General features: G+C 48.4%; 1 protein-coding gene. It reads left to right on the forward strand.

Annotated features, from left to right (window positions below; translation table 11 throughout):
- A partial coding sequence (locus R7R24_RS28435; RefSeq protein WP_318120411.1) for a hypothetical protein occupies positions 1 to 607 on the forward strand: 607 nt, incomplete at both ends.

The raw sequence follows: 607 nt of genomic DNA on the forward strand, positions 1-607 counted from the left end.
AAATTCGTGTGATTGTTGGCCCTGTGATTGACGCAAGAAATAACTATACCGTGGTTTCGGAAGGTGATGAAGATACGCGCTTCAACATCGACTGGAAACCAACGACCAGCCAAAGTCCAGATGCCGATGAGTTCTTCTCAGAAGTGACGATTTCTGGCTTCCCTCCTAGTTGTACCGTGTTCGTGGATGGTGTAGCGCAAACGCTCGTCGCTGGTACGTTAACATTAACGCCACAAGCCAATGAATCGGAGCAAGACTTCTCTGCTCGCGTTACGCAGAGTGGTTATGTTCAAGTTGAGTTGGAACAAGATTCCAGTGCCGACTTTGATTTGAGCACAACGTTGACCGTGAAAGAGATTGACCATGAGTACGTTGATGCGGCAAATCCAGGACAAGGGATTGCAGAAGCGGTGATTACAGGTTCGGTTCACGTTCAAGTGAATCCGGTTGTTGAACCAGAAGATACCTCTGGTGCGATAGGCGATCAAACGCGCTTGCTGGTCACAGAAAGTAATGGTACTGCGATAGACGTTGTTAAATCGGATGCGCAAGGTGCAATCGACTTTACAATCAACACCTCTGCGGGTGGCCAAGCTGGTGCAAACAT

The organism is Vibrio sp. 704 (assembly GCF_033339295.1).